We start from the raw sequence: 24,192 nt of genomic DNA, 5'->3' as shown, positions 1-24,192 counted from the left end.
TCAGGCGACCGCCGGTAACCGGAATTGAAACGGGCGCTTGTCAGTTGTGTCGAAGACGTGAAAGGCTCTGGCCCTGCCGCGAGGTTCCCCACAACTCCGTTGCCAATACGGTGAGTTGACCTCGCTTGTGGATGCAGGAGACCCATGCCCGACCTGCCGACCCCGAAGGACGCCGCCGAGGCCGCGCTGTTCTCGGAGTGCTGGGACGCGGTGCTTTCGTACGCCGATCTGTGCACCGCGGGTTCCATCGCGGCCACACAACTGGCCACGGAAGCGTTCGCACTCGGCATACGCGAAGCACGCGCCGCGGACAGCGGCCATGCCAGGAGCACCGGCCGCCGTGCGCCCAAACTCCCCGTGATCCCCCTGCTGTTGACCGCCGTACGCACCACCGCGGCGGCCTGGGAAGCAGGCGGACAAGGCCACGACCTCGACTCCGATCTGCGGCTGTGGCTCAACTCCGACAAGGCCGCCCGCTACACCGGACCGCCGCTGCGGCGCCCGATCGCCCTGCGCGGTCTGCGTGACCTCCAGGAAGCGGACGCCGCGCTGCTGTGGCTGGCCGAGGTGGAGGCGCTGCCGCTGCCCGTGGTGGCCCGCCGCCTCGGTCTCGACTCGGCCCTCGTCGCCGACGAACTCGCCCAGGTGCGCGGCCTGTTCCGGGACCGCTGCCACCGCAACCACCTCGACACACCGATGGACGCGCAGTGCCGCAGCTATGTGCGACTGCTCGACGCGGTCACCCGGTCGCCCACCGCCGACATCCCCGAGGACCTCTCGCACCACCTCGCCCGGTGCGTGAGCTGCGCGGAGGCCGCCGCCTGTCTGCGGCCGAACAGCGGCGGGCTGCCCGTGGCGCTGGCCGGCGGGGTGATCGGCTGGGGCGGCCTCGCCTACCTGGAGCGCCGACGCCGGGCCGCCGAGGTGCGGCTGGGCGCCGGACGCCTGCAGCTGACCGCAGGCGAGGGCGGTGAGCCACAGGACGGTGCCAAGCGGGCGAAGGCCCTACGCAACGGTCTGCTCGTCGCCGCCGTACTGGTGTCGCTGCTGGCGCTGGCCGTGTCCATGATGCCGATGGGCGGCGGCATGGACGACGACGCCTCGGCCTCCGGCAACCCCTCGAACGACAGCAGTCCGGTGGCCGCCCCGCAGCCGTCCCTGCCGGTTCTCGACCCGTCCCCGAAGTCGGCCTCCCCGCTCCCGTCCGCCACCACGACGGCGAAGCCGACCGGCCAGGACGAGAAGGCCGACCCGGACCCGGAACCCCAGGGCACCTCCTCGTCCACGGCCGACGGCAAGCCGTCCCCGAGCAAGTCCGCCCCGGCGGCCTGCGCGTTCGAGTTCGACCTCGTCAACCAGTGGCCCGACGGCTTCCAGGCCACCATCAGCGTCACCACCGAGAAGGCCATCGGCGACTGGCGGGTGGCCTGGTCCTTCAAGGACGGCCAGCGGGTCGGCCAGATGTGGGACGCGAACTTCGCCCAGAACGGCTCCCGGGTCACCGCCACCGCCGCCGACTACAACAAGTCGGTCCCCGCGAACGGCAGCCTCTCCTTCGGCTTCATCGCCTCCTGGTCGGGCAGGAACTCCCCGCCGTACGACGTCACGCTGAACGGACAGACCTGCGCGAAGTCCTGACCTCGCGTCACCCTCCGGACGAGGACCGCTAGCGGTCCTCGTCCCCGAGGAGCAGGGCGTCCAGATCGCCCGTGAACTCGTCCGTGTTCAGGAACATCAGCTCCAAGGCGTCGGACGGCGGTGCCGGCCGGTTCTCCGGGGCGAGCAGGGCCTGTTCCGTCCAGATGCACTTGCCGGTGGCCGTGTAGCGCGTGCCCCAGCGCTGGGACAGGGCCGTGATCAGTTGCAGGCCGCGGCCGCCCTCGTCCGTGTCCGTCGCACGGCGGATCCGCGGCATCGTCAGGCTGCCGTCGAAGACCTCGCAGATCAGCTCGGCACCGTGCAGGAGGCGCAGCCGCAGGGGGCCCCTCGCGTGGCGGATCACGTTGCCCACCATTTCGCTGGCCAGCAGTTCCGTGGTCGCGGTCAGGTCGTCCAGCCCCCACAGGGCGAGCTGTTCACGGACGTGACGGCGGGCCTGGCCGGCCGCTCGCGGGTCCTCGGGCAGGGGCCAGGAGGCCATCCGGTCGCCCGCGAGGGCGTGCAGGCGGGCCACCAGCAGGGCCGCGTCGTCCATCGTCGCGCTCTCGGCGGGCAGCAGCCCCGCCGTCAAGGTGTCGCAGAGGCGTTCCAGGTCCGTGCCCGTGCCCGGACCGGCCTGGTGCGCCTCGTGCAACAGCCGCGCCAGATCCGCCATGCCCTCTTCCATCTCGCGCTTCGAGGACTCCACCAGGCCGTCGGTGTAGAGCACCAGCAGGCTGCCCTCCGGCACCGTCAACTCGACCGTTTCGAAAGGGGGTTCCGCCGCGCCCAGGGGAGGGTCCGCCTCCAGGGGCGGGAAGTGGACCGTGCCGTCCGGGTGGACCACCGCCGGCGGTGGATGGCCGGCCCGCGCGATGGAGCAGATCCGGGAGGTCGAGTCGTAGAGCGCGTACAGGCAGGTCGCGTACGACTCCTCGCCCATGCCGGCGACCAGGTCGTTCAGGTGGCTCATGATCTCGTCGGGCGGGAGTTCCAGGTCGGCGAGGGTGTGGACCGCCGTGCGCAGGCGGCCCATCGTCGCCGCCTCCGGCAGACCGTGGCCCATGACGTCGCCCACCACCAGGGCGACCCGGCCGCCCGAGAGCGGGATGATGTCGTACCAGTCGCCGCCCACGTCCATGCCCTGGCCCGCGGGCAGATAGCGGGCCGCCGCCGTACAGGCGGGCAGGTCGGGCAGGGCACGGGGGAGCAGGCTGCTCTGCAGTTCGCGGGAGCGGGTGTGCTCGGCGTCGTACAGCCGGGCCCGCTCCAGGGCCTGGGCGACGAGGGCGCTGATCGTGGTCAGCAGGGTGCGCTCCTCGTCGTTGAGGCGGCGCGGGCGGTCGAAGGCGACGACGCAGACACCGAAGGTGTGACCGGACGCCGTCAGCGGCAGAAACGCCCAGGACCGCATGCCCGTACGGTCGGGCGAGTCGGTCAGCTGTGGTGCGCGCGCGACGAACTCCCGCACGGAGGACAGGAACACGGGCGCACCGGACGTGATCGTCTCCCAGGACGGGTCGCCGGACGCGCGAGGACGGCTGTTGACCGTGGCGAGGAAGTCCTCCGGGTAACCGACCGCACCCACGTTGTACAGCCGGTCGCCCTCGACGGCCTGCACCAGGAGGCCGGCCGCGGCGAACGGCGGCAGCACCCGTCGGGCGACCGCGGCCACCACGTCCTGCGAGGTCGTCGCCTTGGCCAGGGCCGTCGTCAACTCGCCCATCCGGGCCGCCCGTTCGACCGCGGCGCGCTCGGACGCCCGGCGCTCCTCCTCGTGCTGCCGTTTCTCGGTGACGTCGGTGAAGTACAGGGTGCGGCCGTCGGGGCCCGGGACCAGCCGCACGTGGTGGCGACGGCCGGTGTCGCCCATCCGCACGTCGAAACCGACGGACCTCTCCTCGGCCGCGGCCTCCCGGCAGCGGCTCTCCATGCCGGGCACCTCACGGGTGGCGGGCAGCTCCCACAGCAGCCGCCCGAACAGCTCCTCCTCGGAGAAGCCCAGCGTGCGCTCCGCCTCCAGGTTGGCGAAGGTGATCCGCCACTCGTCGTCCACCGCCAGGAAGCCGTCGCTCATGTGGCGCAGGGCGCGGCCGAGCGCGTCCCGGGCGGACCGGGACTCGTTGCTCTCCCAGCCCACACCGATCATCCGGTTGGGTTCGCCGTTCTCGTGGTACGTCACCCGGGCCCGGGCCTGCGTCCAGCCGTACGTGCCGTCCAGGCGCCGTACCCGGTACTCGGCCTCGAACACGCCGTGGTCGCGGATCGCCCGGTCCACCGCGTCCAGCGTCGGCGCCAGGTCGTCGGGGTGGACGCACACCATCCAGTTCTCGACCCGGGCGGTGTAGTCCTCCGGCCTGAAGCCGTACAGCTCCATGGCCGCCTCGTCCCACAGCAGCTCGCCGCCCTGGATGTCCCAGTCCCAGGAGCCGACGCTGACCTCCTTCAAGGCCTGCCGCAGACGTTCGCGGGAACCGGTCAGCTCCGTCCGGGAGGGGGTGGAGGGCGGCGTGGCCTGGCTCATGCGCTCCTCGGTCCAGGTGATCAGCTCCTGGAGGAAGTCCCACTGCCGCGAGGTGGGCTCGCCCTGGTCGCCCGCCAGGACCGTGAGCGCGCCGATGCTGCGGTCCCCGCCGAACAGCGGCAGGGCGGCCAGGCCGGTGCCGGGCCAGACGACCTGCGGGTCCGGGGTGCCGGTGGGTGTGGGCTTCAGCGGCACCCACACGCCCCGGCCCTCGTGCAGGGCCCTGGCCTGGGCCGACGGGCCCACCTGGTCGACGATCTCCCAGGAGCGGGCGAGCGCGGGAGGCAGACCGGTCGACGACACCAGCCGCAGCGCGGACATGGGGCCGCGAAGGTGAATCGTTCCCCCGAGGGCGCTCAGCTCGCCCACGGCATGCTGGAGCGCCAGCCGGAAGACCTCGCTCTCCGCCACGCCGGGGTCCACCGTGCCGAGGAGAGCCAGACGCGCGTTCATGTTGTGGACTTTACCGTTCCAGCCTCCCGTGACGTATTGCTTCGCACGATTCCCACCAGCGACTCCGACAGCCCACACGTGCTCAACTGGCGGAAATCCAGGCCGAGTTACCGATTGATCACACTGGGCTCGCACTCGATTACGTTGCGTGATCCGTGTCGCCGTGTAGCGCGGCGTTCACAGACCGGGAGGGGGGCAGCAATGATCGACGAATACCTTCGGAGTCCTCCCGGAATCCCTGGCGTTCCTGGAACTCTCCGATCATGCAAGCGCGTTGTCACCCCGTCAGATTCACCCCACCCGCCATCGAGGAGCGGTATGGACATCGGCGTCTTCATCCCCATCGGCAACAACGGCTGGCTCATATCGAAGAGTTCGCCCCAGTACCTGCCGAGCTTCGAGCTGAACAAGGCCATCGTGCAGAAGGCGGAGGAACACGGGCTCGACTTCGCGCTCTCGATGATCAAGCTCAAGGGATTCGGCGGCGAGACCGAGTTCTGGGACCACAACCTGGAGTCGTTCACGCTGATGGCGGGCCTGGCCGCCGTGACGGACCGGATCAAGCTGTACGCCTCCACGCCGATCCTCGCGCTGGAGCCCGCCATCGTCGCGCGCATGGCCGTGACGATCGACTCGATCGCCCCCGGCCGCTTCGGCATCAACATCGTCACCGGCTGGGCACCCGGCGAGTACTCCCAGATGGGCCTGTGGCCCGGCGACCAGCACTTCGGCAACCGCTACGCCCGGGCCGCCGAGTACGTCACCGTGATGAAGGAGCTGTGGAGCGAGGGCGTCAGCAACTTCAAGGGCGAGTTCTACGAGATGGACGACTGCGTGCTGTCGCCGCGCCCGACGGACGGGCACATCGACATCGTCGCCGCCGGCCAGAGCAGCACCGGCATGAAGTTCGCCGCCGAGCACGCTCAGTACAACTTCATCCTCGGCAGCGGCGTCAACACCCCGCTCGCGCTCTCGAACACCACGGCCAACCTCGTCGAAGCGGCGCGGGAGACCGGCCGTGACGTCGGCGCGCTCTCGCTCTTCATGGTCATCGCCGACGAGACCGACGAAGCCGCCCACGCCAAGTGGCAGGACTACCACGACAACGCGGACCGCGCGGCGCTGGCGTACATGGCGGGGGAGACGGCCACGGACACGACCTCCGACGGCACCTCGACCGCCCGCACCATCGCGCTGCCCGAGGGCGCGGTGAACCTGAACATGGGCACGCTGGTCGGGTCGTACGAGACCGTCGCGAAACTGCTCGACGAGGTCGCCGAGGTCGACGGCACCAAGGGGATCATGCTCGTCTTCGACGACTTCCTCGAAGGCCTGGAGAACTTCGGTACGCGCATCCAGCCGCTGATGAAGTCGCGCTCGACGTCTCGGTGAACGTCCCGGTGAACGTCCCGATGAACGTCCCGGTGAACGGGCACCCCTGGGCCCGGTCGGACTGATGCACGAGGAGGGGCCCGCGGTCCGTGATCCGCGGTGGGTGTTCGCCGCCACCGCGGTGGGCGTGGTCGCCGTGTTCCTCAACATGAGCGGTCTCGCCGTCGCGCTGCCCACGATCACCCGGGAGCTGGGGGCGGGACCCGGGCAGGCCGACTGGATCCTGCTCGGCTACATGCTGGTCACCACCGCGCTGATCCTCGTCTTCGGCCGGATCGCCGACCTGGTCGGCCGCCGCAGGCTCTATCTCGCCGGGCTCGTCGTCTTCACCGTCGCGACCGGGCTCGCGGCGCTGTCCCCGTCGGCGGAGTTCCTGATCGCGGCACGGGTCGTACAGGGGGTCGGGGCCGCCGCCGTGATCGCCAACAACACCGCCCTGCTGACCGACGTGTTCCCCGCGCGGACCCTGGGCCGGGCTCTCGGCTGGAACGTGACGGTGGCCGCGCTGGCCCAGATCGCCGGGCCGGTCGTCGGCGGCGCGGCGACCGAACTCCTCGGCTGGCACGGACTGTTCGTCGTCTGCGTGCCGATCGGGCTGCTCGCGATCGGCGCATCGGCGCTGGTCGTTCCGGCGAGCGGAGGCGGCACCGCCCGGCGGGCCGGCGGGGTCCGTGAACCGTTCGACCTGCCGGGCGCGCTGCTGTCCACGGCGATGCTGACCGCGCTGGTCCTCGCCCTCACCCCCGGCACCACGGCCACCGTCGCAGGCTGGCTGCCGTGGGTCTGCGGTGGCGCGACCCTCGCGCTGTTCACGGCCTTCGCCGTCGTCCAGGCGCGGCGGTCGCATCCCCTGGTCGACGTGGCGTTGCTGCGCACCCGCGCGATCACCCTGGTGCTCGTCGCCGTGCTCGCCAACGCGGTCGGCTCCTACGCCGTCGTACTCCTGGCCTCCTTGCACGAGCAGGCGGTGACGGGTGCCACGTCCCTGGAGGCGGGGGTGTTGGTGACACCGGTCGCGGTCGGCACGCTGATGACCTCGGTGGTCGCCGGTTCACTGTTCGACCGCTTCACCCCGCGAGCGCTGACGACGGCAGGCATGGCCATGACGGCGTGCGGTCTGCTGGGCTTCTCGCTGACGCTCTCGACGACGGCGGTGCCGTTCCTGGCGGCGGCCCCGTTCCTCTTCCTCGTCGGGGCCGGCACCGGGCTGTTCATGACACCCAGCACGAGCGCCCTGATGCTCAGCGCGCCGGCGGACCGGCGCGGGATGGCCAACGGCCTGCGGTCGACCACACAGAACGTGGGTTACCTGCTCAGTACGGCGCTCGCGCTCGCGGTCACGACGACGGGGCTGAGCGAACCGGCCCGCCGGGCCGCGTACGACGGGACACTGAACACACTGAACGTGCTCGCGTCGGGCGAGCTGAACCGCTTCGTCGCCAACATCCGCGCCACGGGGTTCGTCCTCACGGGCATCGTCGTCGCGGGGGGAGCGATCTGCCTGGCGTTTCCGACGTCGCTGCGAGCGCCTCGTACGACTGATGCGGTCGCCGCCAACGCCCCACCGGAGTCCGCCACTTCACGAAGGACATCGCCATGACCGGTTCCCGACAGGAGGACTACGAGCATGCCGGATTCGACGGACAGCTCACCCCCGGCACCTCCCCGGCGCTCCTCCTGGTGGACCCCGCCCGCGCCTACGTCGACCAGGACTGTCCGCTCTACGCCGGGGTCGAACCGGCGGTCGAGGCGATGAGGCTCCTGCTGGCCGACGCACGCCGGGCCGGGATTCCGGTGATCGTCACGCGGGTGCTGCTGCGGGCGGACGGCAGTGACGGCGGCCTCTTCTTCCGCAAGGTGCCCGTCCTACGGGCCTTCGTCGAAGGCAGCCCCTTCGGCGAGTTCATCGACGGGCTGGCCCCGGCGCCGGACGACCTGACCGTGACGAAGCAGTATCCGAGCGCCTTCTTCGGCACCGCGCTGGCCGCTCACCTCACGGCGAACGGCATCGACACCCTGTTCATCGGCGGACTGTCGACGAGCGGCTGCGTCCGTGCCACCGCCATGGACGCCATGCAGCACGGATTCGTTCCGATCGTGGTCGAGGAGGCCGTGGGCGACCGCGATCCGGACATCCACGCGGCGAACCTCTTCGACATCAAGCACAAGATCGGCGAGGTCTGGCCGATCGGGCGGGTGCAGGAGTATCTCGGGAAGAGGGGCGGGGCCGGGTCGCCGTAATTCGATGGCGCCGTGGCCCGGGTGCCCCTAAGGTCGTGCTCGTTCACATCGTGCTCGTTCACGAGGAGACCCGGGAGGTGTTGACCGATGACTGTCGTTGCGCTGGGCGCTGCCCGCATCCACGAGTTCGTCAAGTCCACCTCCGTGGCCGCCGGCTGACCTCAACTCCTTTCGCCGGGGCCGTCCTTGTGAAGGATCTCCCTTGACTTCCAGCAGTTCCAGTTCTGTTGTCCCCGCGCTCGCTCCCTACGGCTGGGACGACGCATGGGCGGAGGAGTTCGCCCCCTACGACACCGAAGGACTCCTGCCCGGGCGCGTGGTCCGCGTCGACCGCGGCCAGTGCGACGTGGCCACCGCCGACGGGACCGTACGGGCCGACACCGCCTTCGTCACTCCGAACGACCCGATGCGGGTCGTCTGCACCGGCGACTGGGTCGCCGTCGAACCCGGCGGGCACCCCCGCTACGTCCGCGCGTATCTGCCACGCCGTACCGCCTTCGTCCGTTCCACCTCCTCCAAGCGGTCCGAGGGGCAGATCCTCGCCGCCAACGTCGACCACACGATCGTCGCCGTCTCGCTCGCCGTCGAACTCGACCTCGGCCGCGTCGAGCGCTTCCTCGCCCTGGCCTGGGAGTCGGGCGCCCAGCCCGTCGTCGTCCTCACCAAGGCCGACCTGGTGCCGGATCCGGTGGGCCTGTCGTACCTCGTCGAGGACGTCGAGACGACCGCGCCCGGAGTACCGGTGCTGACCGTCAGCGCCATGCGCGGAGAGGGGCTCGACGTCCTCGTCGCGCTCGTCGCGGGCGGTACGTCCGTGCTGCTCGGCCAGTCCGGCGCGGGCAAGTCCACCCTCGCGAACGCCCTCCTCGGGGAGGACGTCATGGACGTACGGACCACCCGCGACGCGGACGGAAAAGGCCGTCATACGACGACCACCCGCAACCTCCTCGCCCTGCCCGGCGGCGGTGTCCTGATCGACACACCCGGACTGCGCGGCGTCGGCCTCTGGGACGCGGAGACCGGGGTCGGCCAGGTCTTCGCCGAGATCGAGGAACTGTCCGGACGCTGCCGCTTCCACGACTGCGCGCACGAGAGCGAGCCGGGGTGTGCGGTGCTTGCCGCGCTCGACTCGGGTGAGCTGTCGGTTCGGCGGTTGGAGAGTTACCGGAAGCTGAAGCGGGAGAACCAGTGGATCGTGGCCAAAACCGATGCGCGGGTCCGTGCGGAGCTTCGGCGGGATTGGAAGCGGAAGGGGGCTGACGGGAAGGCGGCGATGGAGGCTAAGCGTGGTCGGTGGGGGTGACCGGGGTTGTCGTGGCCGTCTGGGGGCTGCCGCCCCCAGGCCCCCGCTGTCGGCCTGGACGGCCTCGTCCTCAAACGCCGGACGGGCTGGAGATGGACGTGCCCGGGGTGTTCAGCTCCACGTCTGATTTCCGCTAGCTCGGTGCCTTCCCTCGGCGGAGACTGGAAAGCGTGATGGACGAGGACAGCAGGTATGAAGCCGTGCGGAGCAGGGACGGGCGGTTCGACGGGGAGTTCTTCTTCGCCGTTCTGACCACCGGGATCTACTGTCGGCCCAGTTGTCCGGCGGTGACGCCCAAGCGGCGCAATGTGCGGTTCTTCGCTACGGCCGCCGCCGCCCAGGGCTCGGGGTTCCGGGCCTGTCGGCGGTGTCGGCCGGATGCCGTGCCGGGGTCGGCGGACTGGAATGTGCGGGCGGATGTCGTGGGGCGGGCGATGCGGCTGATCGGCGACGGGGTCGTCGACCGGGAGGGTGTCGCCGGGCTCGCTACGCGGCTCGGGTACAGCGCCCGGCAGGTGCAGCGGCAGCTCACCGCCGAGCTCGGTGCCGGGCCGGTCGCGCTCGCCCGGGCCCAGCGGGCGCACACCGCGCGGGTGCTCGTGCAGACCACCGACCTGCCGATCACGGAGATCGCGTTCGCGTCCGGGTTCGCGAGTGTGCGGCAGTTCAACGACACCGTCCGGGCCGTGTACGCGGCCACGCCGAGCGCCCTGCGGGCCGCCGCGCCGAAGAGCGACAGGGGTGGCGGGGGTGGGCCGCGGGTGGCTACTCCCGCGGCCGGGATTCCGCTGCGGCTCGCCCATCGTGGGTCCTATCAGGCCGGCGCCGTCTTCGATCTGCTGGCGGCTGAGGCCGTGGGTGGTGTGGAGGACGTCGGTGGGGTGTCCGGGCGGCGCGTCTATCGCCGTAGCCTCAGGCTTCCGCATGGCACCGGCCTCGTCGCCGTCGACGAACGGGGCGGTACGGTCCGGTCCGTGTCCGGCGCTCACCCTGGTGGGTGGCTGGACGCCCGGCTGCACCTCACCGATCCCCGCGACCTGACCACCGCCGTGCAGCGGCTGCGGCTGCTGTTCGACCTCGACGCCGATCCGTACGCCGTCGACGAGCGGCTCGGCAGCGATGAGCGGCTCGCGCCCATGGTCGCCGCCCGGCCGGGGATACGGTCGCCCGGTGCCGCCGATCCGGCCGAGCTGGCCGTGCGCGCACTGGTCGGGCGGGACGCGGCCGAACGGCTCGTCCAGCGCTACGGCAAGGCGCTCGACGCGCCCTGCGGCAGCCTCACCCACCTCTTTCCCGAACCGGCGGTCCTCGCGGAGGCCGAACCGCACGGCACCCTGGGCGCACTCACCGCCGCCCTCGCCGACGGGGCCGTACGCCTCGATCCCGGCGCCGACCGTGACGACGCGGCGGCTTCCCTGCTCGCCCTGCCCGGCATGGACGCGGCCACGGTCGCCACGATCCGCGCCCGCGCCCTCGGCGACCCCGACGTTGCCCCGCCCGACCTCGACGTACCCGACAGCTGGCGCCCCTGGCGCTCGTATGCCTTGCAACACCTGCGTGCCGCAGGGGAGTTGGAGTCTCGATGAACCACCCCGTCCGCTATGCGAGCGTCGACAGTCCGGTCGGGCCGCTCCTTCTCACCGCCGACGGCGCCGATGGCACTCTGACCTCCCTTTCCGTGCCTGGCCAGAAGAACGGCCGTACGGTTCAAGAAGGTTGGCTGCACACGCCCGGTCTCTTCCGTACCGCCGACGAACAGCTCGGCGCCTACTTCGGCGGTGAACTCAAGGAGTTCGAGCTGGAGTTGCGGAGTGAGGGGAGTGAGTTCCGGGAGCGGGTGTGGGGTGCTCTCGGGTCCGTGCCGTACGGGGAGACCACGACCTACGGTCGGATCGCCGCTCGTATCGGTGCCTCCCGGGCTGCCGTACGGGCCGTCGGTGGTGCGATCGGCGCCAATCCGCTGTTGATCGTCCGGCCCTGTCATCGGGTGATCGGCGCGGACGGCTCCCTGACCGGGTACGCGGGTGGGCTGGAGCGCAAGACCGCGCTGCTTGCTCTGGAGGGCGTGCTCTAGGCCTCCCCGTCCACCTCTTCCAGGCCCCAGCTGTGGATCCGGCGTGGGTGGACGCGGATCACCTCCTCGCTGAAGTGCGGGCCCAACTCGTGGGGTCCGGTGAGGAGTTCGGCCTCGCCGCGGATGTCCACGCCGCGTACCCGCCACGGGCGCAGGCTCGCGATGTCGTCGACGACCAGGGCGACCTTCGGGTTCTTGAGGAGGTTGCGCCACTTCTTGGTGGTGCCCATCGCGTAGCCGCCGATCAGGACGGTGCCGTCGTCCTGGAGGAAGAAACCGACCGGGTTCGCCTGCGGCTGCCCGTGCGGGTCGACCGTGGCCAGCCGGCCCAGCCGCTGCGATGTCAGGTACGTACGCTCCGCCTCGCTGAATTCGGTCATGACAGCAAGCCAAGCACCCGGTGCCGGTCCGCACATCGGCTGCACGGACCAAGACCGCAGGCCTACGTCCGTCCCGGCGGGCCTTCCCGACCGGCCGTGCCGACGAGCCGTGCCGTCAGCCCCAGATCACCGCCCCCAGCCACGCCCCTGCGATCAGCAGACAGGTGAACAGCTCCGCCAGCACGCTGGAGCCGCCCGAGCGCATCGCCGTACGCAGTGCCGCCTTCGCCTCTCCGTGGCCGCCCAGGCGGAGCCGTTCGCCGACGTAGATGCCGCCCATGAAGCCGGGTATCGCGCCCAGCACCGGGATCAGGACGAAGCCCAGGAGCGCGCCCGTCCCCGCGTACACGCCCATCCGGGGTGTGGCGCCGCTCGCGCGCAGCCGTCTCGGGGGCAGCATCCAGCGCACCACCTGGGAGAGCAGGAGCGCGATCGTGGCACCCACCAGCACGCCCCATGCCACCGGCTGCGGGTCCTTCAGCGCCCACCACAGAACCGCGGCCCACACGAGCCACGATCCCGGCACCCCGGGCACGAGTACTCCACACAGGCCGAGCAGGAGGACCAGGCCGACCAGCAGGAGGTCCCACACTCCCATCTGACCAGAGTGCCGGAGGGGAGACGAAGCCGCAGATCAGCCGTGGCCCACAAAGGCCGGCCGGCCCCGGATCAGAAGGAGCCGTCCCTGGTCACCCAGCCGCGCTCGTACGCGTGCCAGCCCAGCTGCAGGCGGGTCGTCACGCCGGTCAGTTCCATCAGGCGCTTCACCCGGCGCTGTACGGTCCGCAGGCCCAGGTCGAGCTGTTTGGCGACGCTCGCGTCGGTCAGGCCGGCCAGGAGCAGGGACAGCACCTCCAGGTCGGTGCCGTCGGGACCGTTCGGGTTCTCCTCGGTGACGCCGGACGCGCCGAGGCGTAGCGGCAGCGCGTCCCGCCAGACCGACTCGAACAGGCCGGAGAGCAGTTCCAGGAGCCCGCTCGCGTGCACGACCAGCGCGGCGGGCTCCGCGGTGTGCGAGGTCAGCGGCACCAGGGCGGTCGTCCGGTCGGCCACCACCAGCTTGGTCGGTACCCGGTCCACCACCCGGATCCGCTCGTCGCGGCCGAGCGCGGCGGACAGCTCGGTGATGCCGTGCGGCAGTTCGAGGACGGACCGCTCGACCACCACCCGGTAGACCACGCCACGGTCGGTCGCCTGCTCCTCAGCTTCGTTCTCGACGCCGGAGACGACGGCCGGGTTGCCGGTGACCAGCGCGCACACCTCCTCGCTCGCGCCGAGCTGGAGCTGCAGAAAGCGCTGGGCGACCGCGGCCGCGCCGATCACCACCTCGACCAGGTCGTGCACGGCGGGCTCGGCCGCCGTCGCCCGGTACTCCTCGGCCAGCAGCGCCGCCGCCAGCTCCGCCTTCTCCAGCTCGTGCCGCTGCTGGGTGAGCAGCGCGCCCAGGGCCACGCCGGGCGGGGCGGCGACCCAGCGGCCGGGCCGGGCCGAGGACTGGGCGGCCAGCCCGTGCCGTTCGAGGCGGCGCAGCGTGCGCTCCGTGTCGTGCTCGCCGAGCGTCAGCCGCCGGGCCAGGTCGGGTACGTCGGCGGCGCCCACGGACACGAGGGCGCGGTACGCCGACTCATGCGTCTCGTCCAGCCCCAGTACTCCCAGCATCAGCTGTCGCCCTCCCCGTCGAACCGGCCTCGCGCGTGCCCACGCGTGGCGGGAAACAGCCACGGCGCAAACCCGCCTCGGCACATCATCGCCGTACCACCCGGCACTCTGCCAAGGTGGCGCCACCGCGGACGCATTCCTGAATCACAGCTGGTCTTCAGGGTGCGGGGGCACAATCAGGCCGGTCCGGCAGGCGCGGGGCGGGACGCGGTCACCCAGAACGTGATCCGGGCCCGAGACGTGTCGCTGGCACGAAGGGGATCCGGGCCCGGGTCACCTCGCTGTCGCCGGGCGGTTCTCCCGTGGGGGGTGGAACCGTCCGGCGGCTTCAACTCGCCACTCCCGCATCACTGTTCGACAATTCACTCGACACGCCGTTCGATGCGCGATGTCGCGCCGGTTTTTCCCGATGCCCCGTTTTCATCGGGCCCGCGCGGTGGACAATTAGGGGCATGAGCCAGCAGGGGGGAAGTCCCACCGGTCACGAGGACGACTGGTGGGGACAGCTGTACGACGACGCCACCGAGGACACGGGCCCGGCGGGCGCCGCCGACTCCCTCGACGACCGTTTCGCGTCGGCGACGGAAGCGGTGACGGACGGTTCCGGCGGGAGTGCGGGTGCCGGTGCCGGCGGCAATGGCGGTGCGACTGCCGCTGGCGGTGCGGCTGCCAGTGGTGGGGCCGTGGGCTGGAGTGCCGGCGGCCGAGCGGGGACCGGCGTTCCCGCACAGCGCCCGGCCGCCGCCGACACGCCGGAGCCGCCCGACGCCGGGCCCATCCGGGACCGCGTCCCCTGGGAGCCACCACCTGCCGCCGCACCCCGCGGCCCGGAGACTCTCCCGCTGACTCCACCGGCCCCGACCACACCACCTCCCGAACCCCGAACCCCGCCGGGCACCCCGCCAACCCCGCTCGGGCCCCCACCAGCCGGTTTCATCGCCGAGCCGATCCCGAATCCGATCCCGATCCCGAACCGGGACCCGAATCCGGGCCTGAGGCCTGCCCCCGCCGCCCCTCCGCCGCAGGACCTTGCCAGTGCCGCTGCCGCCCCCACTGACGTCGGCCCCGGCTCCGATCTCAGCCCCAGCCCCAGCCCCGCGCCCGCCCCCGTCTCCGTCCAAGACGCCCCACCCGCCCCGACCACCTCCCCCGTCCTGCGCACCGCCACCCACCTGGATCTCCCCACCCTCCCCCCACCCCACGTCGACTATGTCGGCTCCGGGCCACCCACCTACGACGCCGAGCCCACTGCGCTGCCGTCCGCCGATCCGGACGATCTCGACGATCTGGTCGCGGACACCGTGCTGGACGGCGCCCGGTACGGGGCCTGCACGCTGCGGGCCGCGTCCGTGCGCGGGGACTCCGCTCGGTTCCGGGGTGAGCCGCGCCGCGACTCGTTGCTCACCGCGCGGTTCGGTACCGGTGAGCAGGCGCTGGTGCTGGTGGCGATGGCGACCGGTGCCCGGGCCACTCCGGGCGCGCACCGGGCCGCCGCCGAGGCCTGCCACTGGATCGGGCGGGCCGTCGGCCGTAGCCATGCCCGGCTCGCGGAGGACATCAGGTCCGGTCGGCGCGGTGACCTGAAGTCGGGGCTGCACCGGCTGACCGACCGCAGCCTCGGCAAGCTCCGGGCGGGCGCCGCCGAGCAGGGCATCGACCCGGAGGAGTACTCCGCGACCCTGCGCTGTCTGTTGCTGCCGGCCGACCCCGAGTGCCGTACGCGCGTCTTCTTCGGCGTCGGCACGGGCGGGCTGTTCCGGCTCAGGGACGGCGAGTGGCAGGACATCGAGCCGCGCGTCACCGACGTCACCGGCGACGCCGTCGTCGGCTTCGGCTCGCTGCCCTCGGAGACGCCCGAGGGCGACCGGCTCACCATGGACCTCGGCATCCCGACCCCGCCGAGCCCGTACGAGCCCGCCCCCGAGCCGCCCCACGAACCCTTCCGCTTCCGCGCCTCGGTAGCCCGCCCGGGTGACACCCTCCTGATGTGCACCGGCGGACTCGCGGAGCCGTTGCGCGGCGAACCCGATCTGTGCCGGTATCTGACCGGCCGGTGGTCCGGGGGCGGCGCCCCGGGACTCGCCGCCTTCCTCGCCGACACCCAGGTCCGGGTCAAGGGCTACGCGGACGACCGGACCGCGGCCGCTGTTTGGGAGGCGTGACGCTTCGGGCTGTGAATTCATGGAACCCAGAGGAATCTGAAAGATCGCGGAGACCGAAGGGGTGCCCAGAGCCATGGCCAAGCAGAACGTCGCCGAACAGTTTGTCGACATCCTCGTCCGCGCCGGAGTCAAACGCCTCTACGGAGTCGTCGGCGACAGCCTCAACCCCGTCGTGGACGCGATCCGCCGCAACTCCGCCATCGACTGGGTGCACGTCCGCCACGAGGAGACCGCCGCCTTCGCCGCCGGCGCGGAGGCCCAGATCACCGGCAAGCTCGCCGCCTGCGCCGGTTCCTGCGGGCCCGGCAACCTCCACCTCATCAACGGCCTCTACGACGCCCACCGCTCCATGGCCCCCGTCCTCGCCCTCGCCTCGCAGATCCCGTCCAGCGAGATCGGCCTGGGCTACTTCCAGGAGACCCACCCGGACCGGCTGTTCACCGAGTGCAGCCACTACAGCGAGTTGATCTCCAGCCCGAAGCAGATGCCGCGGTTGCTCCAGACCGCGATCCAGCACGCCGTCGGGCAGTCCGGCGTCAGCGTCGTCTCGCTCCCTGGTGACATCGCCGCCGAACCCGCCCCCGACAAGGCCGTCGAGACCGCCCTCGTCACCTCCCGGCCCACCGTCCGGCCCGGCGACGCCGAGATCGACAAGCTCGTCGACCTGATCGACCGGGCCGAGAAGGTCACCCTCTTCTGCGGCAGCGGCACCGCGGGCGCGCACGCCGAGGTGATGGAGTTCGCGGAGAAGATCAAGTCGCCCATCGGCCACGCGCTGCGCGGAAAGGAGTGGATCCAGTACGACAACAAGTTCGACGTCGGCATGAGCGGTCTGCTCGGCTACGGCGCCGCCTACGAGGCCACCCACGAGTGCGACCTGCTGATCCTGCTCGGCACCGACTTCCCGTACAACGCCTTCCTCCCCGACGACGTGACGATCGCTCAGGTCGACGTCAGGCCCGAGCACTTGGGGCGGCGCTCCAAGCTCGACCTGGCCGTGTGGGGCGATGTGAAGGAGACCCTGCGCTGTCTGACCCCGCGCGTGAAGCCCAAGCAGAACCGGCGCTTCCTCGACCGGATGCTCAAGAAGCACGCGGACGCGCTGGAAGGGGTGGTGAAGGCCTACACCCGCAAGGTCGAGAAGCACACCCCGATCCACCCCGAGTACGTGGCGTCGGTGCTGGACGAACTCGCCGACGAGGACGCCGTGTTCACCGTCGACACCGGCATGTGCAACGTGTGGGCCGCCCGCTACATCACCCCCAACGGCCGCCGCCGCGTCATCGGTTCGTTCTCCCACGGCTCGATGGCCAACGCGCTGCCCATGGCGATCGGCGCCCAGTTCACCGACCGGGAGCGACAGGTCGTGTCGATGTCCGGGGACGGCGGATTCTCCATGCTGATGGGGGACTTCCTGACGCTGGTGCAGTACGACCTCCCCGTGAAGGTCGTCCTCTTCAACAACTCCTCTTTGGGCATGGTCGAGTTGGAGATGCTGGTCGCCGGACTGCCCTCCTACGGCACCACCAACAAGAACCCCGACTTCGCGGCCGTCGCCCGCGCCTGCGGTGCCTACGGCGTGCGCGTGGAGAAGCCCAAGGACCTGGCCGGCGCCCTGAAGGACGCCCTCAAGCACAAGGGTCCGGCCCTCGTCGACGTCGTCACCGACCCCAACGCCCTGTCCATCCCGCCGAAGATCAGCGCCGAGATGGTGACCGGCTTCGCCCTGTCCGCCTCGAAGATCGTCCTGGACGGAGGAGTCGGGCGCATGCTCACGATGGCCCGCTCCAACCTGCGCAACGTGCCCAGGCCGTAAGGGGGGTCGCCCTCGGGGTCGCGCGGATGGGTCCTAGCTGTTGTACGGCACCCACGCCCGCGCGCCGGAGTCGTTCGTCCCGTACCAGTAGCGCGGCCGGCCCTTGGTGCTGCTGGTGCGGAACGGCTGGCCGTGGTCGTCGATGCGGACGGTGCCGGTGCGGCCCTGGGAGGACCAGTCCAGCTCCAGGTACCAGTTGCAGTCGCAGGTCTGGGTCGTCGCCGTGACCAGCAGCACCTCGGGGTCCTGGGCCGAGACCTTGTACGGGAACTTCACCGCCGGGATGGGCGTCCCGGTGTCGTTGCCGGCGTGCGCGCGGGCGATGGGGCGGTCCTTGTCGAGGTTCACGTCGAAGTAGCGGGGCGTGAGTCCGCCGCCGCAGCCCTGGTCCATGGCGTAGTCGTTGCCGGCGATCGGGGCGGCGCGGCCGACGACCCGGACCCGCAGCGCTTCGAGGACCACCGCAGTCGACGACCGCCCCTGCACCGAGATCTGCACCTTGGTCTTGTACCCGTGCACCGCGCCCTGCGTCGCCGCCCACGCCCCGGCGTCCTGCTGGACCGGCGGCGGGGGCACCTCCGTGATCGGCTTGTCGATGACGTAGTCGTGCCCGCAGCCGCCTTCCCAGATCTGGTCGTCGGCCGTCCAGGTCAGGGGCGTGCCGCTGCCGCCGACGGTCGGCGCGCTGCTCTGCCCGCCCGCCGGGCCCTTCTTGGGCGTCGGGGTCGCCGAGCTCTTCTTGCCGGACGACGGCGATGCCGAGGCGGAGCGGCTGGGGGAGGGGCTCTTGCTCGCGGCCGACGAGTGGGTGGAGGCGCCGCCCTCCGTCGTGCCGGACGTGTTCGGCGTACCGGCCGCGTGGTCGGCCGGAGGACGGTCGTCCGAGAGGGCGGACAGGCTGCCCAGCGTGAGCATCAGGACGGAGGCCGCGGCGGCGCCGACCAGGATGCGGCGCCGGCGGTACCAGGGGTGGGCCGACGCGGGGGCGGAAGCGGGCCCGGGCAAACCGCCCTCGGCGTTCACCACCTCGTCCGCGTCCTTGGCCCACGCCGGTCCGACGGCCCGCGGGCGCTGCCGGGCCGCCACGGCGAGCAGCCACAGGCGGTGCAGTTCGTGCCGCTCCTTGGGCGTCGCATCGCAGAAGGCGGCGAACCGCTCCACCGGAGCGAAGTCCGTCGGCACCGCTTCGCCCGCGCAGTAGCGGTGCAGCGTGGAGGTGTTCATGCTCAGCCGGCGGGCCAGCGAGCCGTAGCTCCGGTCCGTGCGCGCCTTCAGCAGACGCAGCAGCGCCGCGAACTCCTCGACGTCGTCCCCAGTCGACACCGTACCCCCGTCGTTTTCTCGGATCCCAGGCTCGGACCCGTATCCCAGGCACTCCATATACCTGCACGTCAGATGGGCTGGGATGGTTCCATCCCGGCGCATCCGGCGTCGGCTGTTGCAGCCGGCCGCAGGGACGGCCGATGCTTCTGGTGTCGCACCGACCAGGGCCGGACCGACCAACCGCCTCCGGTACGACACCGACACCCATGCACTCATCCACGGGGGACACCCATGCCCAAGCGCACCAGAGCCGGCGCGCTCACCGTACTCGCCATCGCGGGTCTCGCTCTCGGCACCGGACTCGCCGCACCGGCGAGCGCCGCTCCGAAGGCGCCCGGCTTCCTCGCGGCCAAGGACCTGCCGCCGCACTCCTCCTCGTCCTGGACGGCCGACAAGGTCACCGCCGGGGTGCCGGAGGAGACGAGCTGGGACACCTGCCTGCGGGCACTGCCCGGCCAGAAGAACGCCTGGCACCGCGACTTCCGGACCGACCTCGACACGAACGCCCGCCAGATCACCGTCACCCTGGCCAACACCAAGGCGGCCAAGGCCCTGGTCTCGAAGCTGAACAAGGACCTCAAGTCCTGCCCGACGCGGCTTGCGGCCGACCCGGACTTCGAGGCCTTCGGCAAGGACTACGGGACGGTGGCCGTCGAAGAGGGCGCCCATGTGTACGGCGTGCACACCGAGGCGTCCTGGGGGGCCAGCGACGTCCGTCTCGTCTCGGTCGGCCGGGACGGGACCACGGTCACGGTCGTGAACTGGGCCCAGATGGGCGACTTCACCGGCGCGCCCGTGAAGGCCTTCAAGAAGACCACCGTCACGGCGGTCAACAAGCTCCACTGACCGCCGCCACAGACCGGGGCCGCCCTCCCGCACGGGGGTCGGGCGGGCGGCCCCGCACCTCTCATCGCACACGCAGCACAGACAGCACGATCAGCGACGCACGACCAAAAAACGGGGAAACAGACATGAGCAGCAAGAAGAGCATCGCCCGCCGTTCCGCCGTGGCCGCGGGCCTCGCCCTGGCCCTCGGCCTCGGCGCCACCGCCCAGGCCTCCGCCGGAGCGCCGCACAGCGTCAGCGGGACGCCGTCCGACAACGTCACCCGCATCGCCGACTTCTACGGCGCCTACATCGACGCCGTGACCGACGAGGGCAGCGGCGACCTCCGTGACGCGCTGCGGGAGCACTACCTGTCCGCCGCCTACCAGAAGGAACTGGCCGCCTGGGAGGACAAGGAGCACGCCGACGGCGTCCTGCGCGCCCAGAACGTCCCGCTCTCCTGGAAGGTCACCGACAACGGCTCCACGAAGAAGTACACGGAGGCCGTGGTCACCCTCAACTGGAGCAAGGACACCTCGACCAAGCTCGTCGTCGACATCACTCGCGACACCCGCGAGATCTACCACATCGGCGAGAAGGGCCTGGCCAAGAAGTAGGCAAGAAGTAGGCCAGGAAGCAGTCACTCCGGGCGCAGTCGCAGGGTGAGGATCTGGAACGGCCGCAGTTCGAAGGTCAAGTCGCTCTCGTGCAGTGGCCGTTCCAGCAGATCCGTCACCTCTGCCCGGCTCACCGGGAACCCGGCGTTCAGCGTGGCCCGTGCCCGGCCGCCCCGGGACTCGTAGAGCCGGACCACCACATCGCCGCTGCGGTCCTCCGCGAGCTTGACCGACTCGACGGTCACGGCCGGGTGGTCGATCTGTACGAGTGGCGCCACGACCGGTCCCTCGGCCACCCGCAGCGGCAGGTTCAGCGCCAGCCCTTCGGCGACCGCGTGCACGATGTCCCCGCCGGGCAACAGGGCGTAGGTGAGCCGGTGGTGGCCCAGGTCCGTCTCCGGGTCCGGGCTGTGCGGGGCGCGCAGCAGGGTCAGGCGTACGGTCGTGCCGAGGCCGTCGGCGTGCGGACTGCGGGTCACGTCGTGGCCGTACGTCGAGTCGTTGAGGACCGCGACGCCGTACCCCTCCTCCGCGACCCGGATCCAGCGGTGCGCGCAGATCTCGAAACGGGCCGCGTCCCAGGACGTGTTGGCGTGCGTGGGACGGTGGACGTGCCCGAACTGGATCTCCGCGGTGGAGCGTTCGGCGTGCACGTCGATCGGGAAGGCGGCCTTGAGCACCTTCTCCGACTCCTGCCAGTCGACGTCCGTGACGACGTCCACCCGGCGGCCGCCCGCGGCCAGCCGGATCTCCTGTGTGATCCGCGACGTCCCGAACGTCCGCGTCACCCGCACCGCCGCCAGCAGCGGCCCGTCCGACACCAGCTCCACCGACTCGACGTCCGTCAGGTCGGTGTGCCGGCGCCGGTAGTGCCGGTCGATGTCCCAGGCGTCCCAGGCATTGGGGTGGTCGGGGTGCAGCTGGAGGAGGTTGCCGGGAGCGGACAGCACCTCGCGGTCGGCGCGCAGGTCCCGGACCGAGGTGAGCAGACCCCGCGCGTCCACGGTGACCCGGAGCCGGGAGTTCTCCAACACGTGGGTGCCGCCGTCCCGTCGGGCCCGGACGCTCTCGTCCGCCGTTTCCGGCACCGGCGCACTGCCCAGCCCCGGCACGGTCACGAGACCGTCCCCCACGACCTCCGTGCGCGCGTACGGCGAGGCGTTGAAGACGGTCGGCCCGCCTGATCCCAGTGCGGTAACCGCTCCTGCCGTGATCTCCTCCACCTCCGCCAGCACGCGTGCGTACGTCTCGCGTGCCTCCCGGTGCACCCACGCGATCGACGACCCGGGCAGGATGTCGTGGAACTGGTGCAGCAGCACCGTCTTCCACAGCCGGTCCAGCGCGTCGTACGGGTAGGCGTACGAGGGATCGCGCACCGCAGCCGTCGCACACCACAACTCGGCCTCGCGCAGGGCGTGTTCGGAGCGACGGTTGCCCTGCTTGGTCTTGGCCTGGGTGGTGTAGGTGGCCCGGTGCAGCTCCAGGTACAGCTCGCCCGACCACACCGGCGCCTGGGGACCGTACTCCTCCTCGGCGGCGGCGAAGAAGGCGGACGGCTTCTCGACCGTGACCCGCGGTGAGCCCTCCAGGGAGCGCAACCGCCGTGCCTTCTCCAGCATCTCGCGGGTCGGACCGCCACCGCCGTCGCCCCAGCCGAAGGGGACCAGCGAGCGGGTCGCACGGCCCTTGTCGGCGAAGTTGCGCTCCGCGTGCGCGAGTTCGCGACCGTGCAGTTGCGAGTTGTACGTGTCGACCGGCGGGAAGTGGGTGAAGACGCGGGTGCCGTCGATGCCCTCCCACCAGAAAGTGTGGTGAGGCATCCGGTTCGACTGGTTCCAGCTCAGCTTCTGGGTCAGGAACCAACGGATTCCGGCCAGTTTCGCGAGCTGTGGGAAGGCGGCCGTGTAGCCGAAGGAGTCCGGCAACCAGACCTCCTCGGTCTCGGTGCCGAGCTCCTCGACGAAGAACCGCTTCCCGTGCACGAGCTGCCGGGCGAGCGCCTCGCCGCCCGGCATGTTGGCGTCCGACTCGACCCACATCGAGCCCACGGGAGCCCAGTTGCCCTCCCGCACGGCCTTCCTGATCCGCTCCCAGATGTGCGGCTGGTGCTCCTTCACCCACGCGTACTGCTGGGCCTGCGAGCAGGAGAAGACCAGCTCGGGGTAGTCGGCGGCGAGCGCCGTGACGTTGGCGAAGGTGCGGGAGGCCTTGCGGACCGTCTCGCGCAGCGGCCACAGCCAGGCCGAGTCGATGTGCGCGTGCCCGGTCGCGAAGACCCGGTGCGCGCTCGCCGACGCCGGCCGGGACAGCACCTCCGCGAGCGCCGCACGGGCCGCCTGCGCCGTACCGGAGACGTCGTGCAGATCCAGTGTGTCGAGCATGTCCTCCAGGGCGCGCAGCACCTCGTGCCGCCGCGCCCGGTCCATCGGCAGCTCGTGCATCAGCTCCGAGAGCACCTCGATGTCGAGGCCCAACTGCCACACGGCTTCGTCGAGTACGGCCAGGTCGGCAGCCCGGAATCGGTAGATGGGCGCATCCCCGGCGGTCCGTACGTCGCCCAGACGCGTAGGCTCGAAGCCGTGCAGTACGGCCGGATTGGCGGCCGCCTCCAGGAGCAGATGCACCGGTTCGCCTCCGCTCGCCGGGGCGCCGAGGGTCAGGTGGCGGTTGCGCGGGTGAACGCCTTTGAGGGGGACGCCCGCGGCGTCGTACAGCAGGCCCTCCGCCTGGAAACCGGGCCCGTCGCCGGTGAAGCCGGGGTCGATCACCGCCTCGACCCGACGCCCCGCCCACTCCTCGGGTACCCGCCCGGTCAACCGGAACCAACTCGTCGACCAGGGCTTTCCCCACTCCGTCCCGGTCGTGAAGGGCTCATAGGCGGCCTGCAGCGCCTGGTCCACCGGCACCGGCTCGCCGGGCACATGCCACACGGACAGGGCCAGCGGCACCCGCACCGAGTACTGCGCCGGCGAGATGAACTGCCGTACCGCGCGCTCCAGTCGGGCCTCAACCAACAATCGGTCGTCGTGCACGGCGGCTCCCTCGACGCTCGGACGGCTCGATCCAGGGTGTCATCCATCCGACGGGCGGGACCGCGTCCGTGGCCGAACACCTGGTCGTCCAGGATTGGACATGACTGGCGCGTGTCCCAGAGGGCATGGATCCCCGTGAACGTGTTCGACAAGGAGGGGACCGACATCGGCACGCGGGCGGGGGTCATGAAGAGGTACGCACGAGGGGGCGGTCCTGTGGCGATCGGGGCCTCCTCGGCCAGGACAGTGGAGGAAGAGGACGACGGCGCCATGGAACAGGCGCAGTCTCCGCAGCTTCGGCGCCGACTCGGGCGCGCCGATCTGAAGGAAGTGCCCGAGGCACGCCGGGCGTTGCGTGAACTGCTGCGGCAGTGGGGCAGGCCCGGACGATCGGAGATAGCGGAGCTGCTCACCAGCGAGCTCGTCACCAACGCGCTCATCCACACCGACCACGACGCGGTACTGACGGCCACCGTCGGACCGCACGGACTGCGGGTGGAGGTACGGGACTTCGTGGCCTGTCGGCCGAGGCTGCGGGTACCGAGCGCCGACGAGGGAACGCACGGCAGAGGCCTGGTCCTGGTGCAGTCCCTCGCGGACGCCTGGGGCGTGCGGGCGCACGGGGTGGGCAAGGCGGTGTGGTTCGAACTGGACGACGCCGAGGCCGCCTGACGTCTGCCGGCACGCGCCTGACACAGCCGGACACGCGAGAAGGGGCGCGACCCGTGGGTCGCGCCCCTTCTGCCGTTGCAA

General features: G+C 71.3%; 18 protein-coding genes. 12 read left to right on the top strand and 6 right to left on the bottom strand.

The window, feature by feature from the left end:
• Nucleotides 1–144: 144 nt before the first annotated feature.
• A complete protein-coding gene (locus M2283_RS04040; protein ID WP_280874538.1) occupies nucleotides 145–1,638 on the top strand; it encodes a cellulose-binding domain-containing protein in 1,494 nt (497 codons plus the stop codon).
• 28 nt (nucleotides 1,639–1,666) lie between these two features.
• Here the strand turns inward: M2283_RS04040 and M2283_RS04035 are convergent, their stop codons facing one another.
• Entirely contained in the window at nucleotides 1,667–4,615 is a 2,949-nt protein-coding gene (locus M2283_RS04035; RefSeq protein ID WP_280874537.1) for a SpoIIE family protein phosphatase, read from the bottom strand.
• 318 nt (nucleotides 4,616–4,933) lie between these two features.
• On the opposite strand from M2283_RS04035, the gene rutA reads away from it, so the two are divergent.
• The 6 genes from rutA to M2283_RS04005 all read left to right on the top strand — a co-directional run bounded on the left by rutA (nucleotide 4,934) and on the right by M2283_RS04005 (nucleotide 11,625).
• Nucleotides 4,934–6,007 carry a pyrimidine utilization protein A gene (gene rutA / locus M2283_RS04030; RefSeq protein ID WP_280874536.1) on the top strand — a complete coding sequence of 358 codons (1,074 nt, stop codon included), beginning with the start codon at nucleotides 4,934–4,936 and terminating at the stop codon, nucleotides 6,005–6,007.
• 64 nt (nucleotides 6,008–6,071) lie between these two features.
• Nucleotides 6,072–7,607 carry an MFS transporter gene (locus M2283_RS04025; protein ID WP_280874535.1) on the top strand — a complete coding sequence of 512 codons (1,536 nt, stop codon included), beginning with the start codon at nucleotides 6,072–6,074 and terminating at the stop codon, nucleotides 7,605–7,607.
• Complete coding sequence (locus M2283_RS04020) at nucleotides 7,604–8,248, top strand: isochorismatase family protein (RefSeq protein ID WP_280874534.1); 645 nt, start codon at nucleotides 7,604–7,606, stop codon at nucleotides 8,246–8,248. The genes M2283_RS04025 and M2283_RS04020 overlap by 4 nt, the downstream gene beginning before the upstream one ends.
• Nucleotides 8,249–8,450: 202 nt before the next feature.
• Nucleotides 8,451–9,551 carry a ribosome small subunit-dependent GTPase A gene (gene rsgA, locus M2283_RS04015; protein WP_280874533.1) on the top strand — a complete coding sequence of 367 codons (1,101 nt, stop codon included), beginning with the start codon at nucleotides 8,451–8,453 and terminating at the stop codon, nucleotides 9,549–9,551.
• 173 nt (nucleotides 9,552–9,724) lie between these two features.
• Nucleotides 9,725–11,137 (top strand): DNA-3-methyladenine glycosylase 2 family protein, encoded by a 1,413-nt coding sequence (locus M2283_RS04010; protein ID WP_280874714.1) that lies wholly within the window; start codon nucleotides 9,725–9,727, stop codon nucleotides 11,135–11,137.
• Nucleotides 11,134–11,625 carry a methylated-DNA--[protein]-cysteine S-methyltransferase gene (locus M2283_RS04005; RefSeq protein ID WP_280874532.1) on the top strand — a complete coding sequence of 164 codons (492 nt, stop codon included), beginning with the start codon at nucleotides 11,134–11,136 and terminating at the stop codon, nucleotides 11,623–11,625. Before M2283_RS04010 ends, M2283_RS04005 begins: the two co-directional genes overlap by 4 nt.
• On the opposite strand, the gene M2283_RS04000 is transcribed toward M2283_RS04005, so the two are convergent.
• From M2283_RS04000 to M2283_RS03990, 3 genes are all read right to left on the bottom strand, one after another.
• On the bottom strand, nucleotides 11,622–12,005 hold the full coding sequence (locus M2283_RS04000) for a PPOX class F420-dependent oxidoreductase (RefSeq protein WP_280874531.1): 384 nt from the start codon (nucleotides 12,003–12,005) through the stop codon (nucleotides 11,622–11,624). The two genes, M2283_RS04005 and M2283_RS04000, sit on opposite strands and share 4 nt — an antisense overlap.
• 115 nt (nucleotides 12,006–12,120) lie before the next feature.
• Nucleotides 12,121–12,603 carry a DUF456 domain-containing protein gene (locus tag M2283_RS03995; RefSeq protein ID WP_280874530.1) on the bottom strand — a complete coding sequence of 161 codons (483 nt, stop codon included), beginning with the start codon at nucleotides 12,601–12,603 and terminating at the stop codon, nucleotides 12,121–12,123.
• A 71-nt stretch (nucleotides 12,604–12,674) separates the two neighbouring features.
• Entirely contained in the window at nucleotides 12,675–13,664 is a 990-nt protein-coding gene (locus M2283_RS03990) for a helix-turn-helix transcriptional regulator (RefSeq protein WP_280874529.1), read from the bottom strand.
• A 452-nt stretch (nucleotides 13,665–14,116) separates the two neighbouring features.
• Here M2283_RS03990 and M2283_RS03985 point away from each other — a divergent pair, with 452 nt between their 5' ends.
• Together M2283_RS03985 and M2283_RS03980 are read left to right on the top strand one after the other, a co-directional pair.
• Nucleotides 14,117–15,826 (top strand): protein phosphatase 2C domain-containing protein, encoded by a 1,710-nt coding sequence (locus M2283_RS03985; protein ID WP_280874528.1) that lies wholly within the window; start codon nucleotides 14,117–14,119, stop codon nucleotides 15,824–15,826.
• A gap of 73 nt (nucleotides 15,827–15,899) precedes the next feature.
• Nucleotides 15,900–17,642, top strand: a complete 1,743-nt coding sequence (locus M2283_RS03980; RefSeq protein ID WP_280874527.1) for a pyruvate dehydrogenase — start codon at nucleotides 15,900–15,902, stop codon at nucleotides 17,640–17,642.
• Between the two features lie 33 nt (nucleotides 17,643–17,675).
• Here the strand turns inward: M2283_RS03980 and M2283_RS03975 are convergent, their stop codons facing one another.
• Nucleotides 17,676–18,965: a helix-turn-helix domain-containing protein gene (locus M2283_RS03975; RefSeq protein ID WP_280874526.1), complete on the bottom strand. Its 1,290-nt coding sequence runs from the start codon at nucleotides 18,963–18,965 to the stop codon at nucleotides 17,676–17,678.
• Between the two features lie 231 nt (nucleotides 18,966–19,196).
• Here M2283_RS03975 and M2283_RS03970 point away from each other — a divergent pair, with 231 nt between their 5' ends.
• Both M2283_RS03970 and M2283_RS03965 read left to right on the top strand, forming a co-directional pair.
• A complete protein-coding gene (locus tag M2283_RS03970; RefSeq protein ID WP_280874525.1) occupies nucleotides 19,197–19,811 on the top strand; it encodes a hypothetical protein in 615 nt (204 codons plus the stop codon).
• Nucleotides 19,812–19,936: 125 nt separating this feature from the next.
• Nucleotides 19,937–20,407: a hypothetical protein gene (locus M2283_RS03965; RefSeq protein ID WP_280874524.1), complete on the top strand. Its 471-nt coding sequence runs from the start codon at nucleotides 19,937–19,939 to the stop codon at nucleotides 20,405–20,407.
• Nucleotides 20,408–20,430: 23 nt separating this feature from the next.
• Here the strand turns inward: M2283_RS03965 and M2283_RS03960 are convergent, their stop codons facing one another.
• A complete protein-coding gene (locus M2283_RS03960) occupies nucleotides 20,431–23,439 on the bottom strand; it encodes an alpha-mannosidase (protein WP_280874523.1) in 3,009 nt (1,002 codons plus the stop codon).
• A gap of 270 nt (nucleotides 23,440–23,709) precedes the next feature.
• Between M2283_RS03960 and M2283_RS03955 the strand changes: the two genes are divergently transcribed.
• Entirely contained in the window at nucleotides 23,710–24,111 is a 402-nt protein-coding gene (locus tag M2283_RS03955; RefSeq protein WP_348538894.1) for an ATP-binding protein, read from the top strand.
• Nucleotides 24,112–24,192 lie beyond the last annotated feature (81 nt).

Source organism: Streptomyces pseudovenezuelae (assembly GCF_029892565.1).
GTDB lineage: Bacteria > Actinomycetota > Actinomycetes > Streptomycetales > Streptomycetaceae > Streptomyces > Streptomyces pseudovenezuelae_A.
This window is presented reverse-complemented; position numbering and strand designations above follow the sequence as displayed.

Excerpts from the sequence above, each read along its gene's own strand:
- M2283_RS04040 (WP_280874538.1), top strand. The coding sequence starts at position 145 with ATGCCCGACCTGCCGACCCCGAAGGACGCCGCCGAGGCCGCGCTGTTC.
- rutA (WP_280874536.1), top strand. The coding sequence starts at position 4,934 with ATGGACATCGGCGTCTTCATCCCCATCGGCAACAACGGCTGGCTCATA.
- M2283_RS03980 (WP_280874527.1), top strand. The coding sequence starts at position 15,900 with ATGGCCAAGCAGAACGTCGCCGAACAGTTTGTCGACATCCTCGTCCGC.
- M2283_RS03985 (WP_280874528.1), top strand. The coding sequence starts at position 14,117 with ATGAGCCAGCAGGGGGGAAGTCCCACCGGTCACGAGGACGACTGGTGG.
- M2283_RS03990 (WP_280874529.1), bottom strand. The coding sequence starts at position 13,664 with ATGCTGGGAGTACTGGGGCTGGACGAGACGCATGAGTCGGCGTACCGC.
- M2283_RS04035 (WP_280874537.1), bottom strand. The coding sequence starts at position 4,615 with ATGAACGCGCGTCTGGCTCTCCTCGGCACGGTGGACCCCGGCGTGGCG.
- M2283_RS04005 (WP_280874532.1), top strand. The coding sequence starts at position 11,134 with ATGAACCACCCCGTCCGCTATGCGAGCGTCGACAGTCCGGTCGGGCCG.
- M2283_RS03965 (WP_280874524.1), top strand. The coding sequence starts at position 19,937 with ATGAGCAGCAAGAAGAGCATCGCCCGCCGTTCCGCCGTGGCCGCGGGC.
- M2283_RS04025 (WP_280874535.1), top strand. The coding sequence starts at position 6,072 with ATGCACGAGGAGGGGCCCGCGGTCCGTGATCCGCGGTGGGTGTTCGCC.
- M2283_RS04000 (WP_280874531.1), bottom strand. The coding sequence starts at position 12,005 with ATGACCGAATTCAGCGAGGCGGAGCGTACGTACCTGACATCGCAGCGG.
- M2283_RS03995 (WP_280874530.1), bottom strand. The coding sequence starts at position 12,603 with ATGGGAGTGTGGGACCTCCTGCTGGTCGGCCTGGTCCTCCTGCTCGGC.
- M2283_RS04020 (WP_280874534.1), top strand. The coding sequence starts at position 7,604 with ATGACCGGTTCCCGACAGGAGGACTACGAGCATGCCGGATTCGACGGA.
- M2283_RS04010 (WP_280874714.1), top strand. The coding sequence starts at position 9,725 with ATGGACGAGGACAGCAGGTATGAAGCCGTGCGGAGCAGGGACGGGCGG.
- M2283_RS03970 (WP_280874525.1), top strand. The coding sequence starts at position 19,197 with ATGCCCAAGCGCACCAGAGCCGGCGCGCTCACCGTACTCGCCATCGCG.
- M2283_RS03955 (WP_348538894.1), top strand. The coding sequence starts at position 23,710 with ATGGAACAGGCGCAGTCTCCGCAGCTTCGGCGCCGACTCGGGCGCGCC.